Origin of the sequence: Curtobacterium sp. C2H10, from assembly GCF_025407985.1 — a bacterium.
Lineage (GTDB): Bacteria > Actinomycetota > Actinomycetes > Actinomycetales > Microbacteriaceae > Curtobacterium.
This window is the reverse complement of sequence record NZ_JABXGF010000101.1, coordinates 1-610: the sequence shown is the minus strand read 5'-3', so window position 1 is coordinate 610 and position 610 is coordinate 1. Positions and strand designations below refer to the sequence as shown.

Below are 610 nucleotides of genomic sequence, written 5' to 3'. Positions count from 1 at the left end.
CCGCGGCGGACCGCGACGCGGATGCGTGCGGCGCGTTGCCGGCGGACGAGGTACGTGTCGACGCGGGCACTGATGACATCGCGGACGCCGTCGAGTTCGTGGTCGACGACGTCGCGGACGAGAGCGACGTTGACGGTGACCTGGTCGTCGCCGGAGCGTTCCCGGACGGCGACGGACGTGCCACCCCCACCGCGGGTGAACACCCACACCAACGCCAGGACGATCACCACGGCGCAGGCCGCGACGATGATCCACAGCGACGACGCCGGCACGGTTAGATTCCGGGGCAGCTGGATGGTGCCGGAGATCGCGTCGCGGACGGCGGGCAGGACGCCCGCGCCGATGGTGATGCCGACGATGACCGCGACGAGGCCGAGGACGAACAGGATGATCCGGTTCAGGGTCCGGTTGCTCTTGGTCATGCGAGGGTTCCCTTCTCCTCGACCGTGACGCTGACGCGTCGGCCGAAGCGTTCGTCCAACCCGGACAGGCGGTCCCGGACGGCGTCGCGGATGACCGCGTCGTCGACGGGGATCCCGCTGACGGGCACCACACGGACCGTGGTGGAGCGTCCGCGGGCGGTCGCGGAGGCGTTGCCCTCCGGGACACC

Annotated in this window: 2 protein-coding genes; both read right to left on the bottom strand. The window is 71.0% G+C overall.

The window, feature by feature from the left end:
- Positions 1-422: alkaline shock response membrane anchor protein AmaP (locus HWD93_RS18200; protein ID WP_261647572.1), on the bottom strand; the 422-nt coding region annotated here is incomplete at its 3' end.
- Positions 419-610, bottom strand: a 192-nt coding sequence (locus HWD93_RS18195) for a hypothetical protein (protein WP_261647571.1), incomplete at its 5' end; no start/stop codon positions are given. The genes HWD93_RS18195 and HWD93_RS18200, both read right to left, overlap by 4 nt.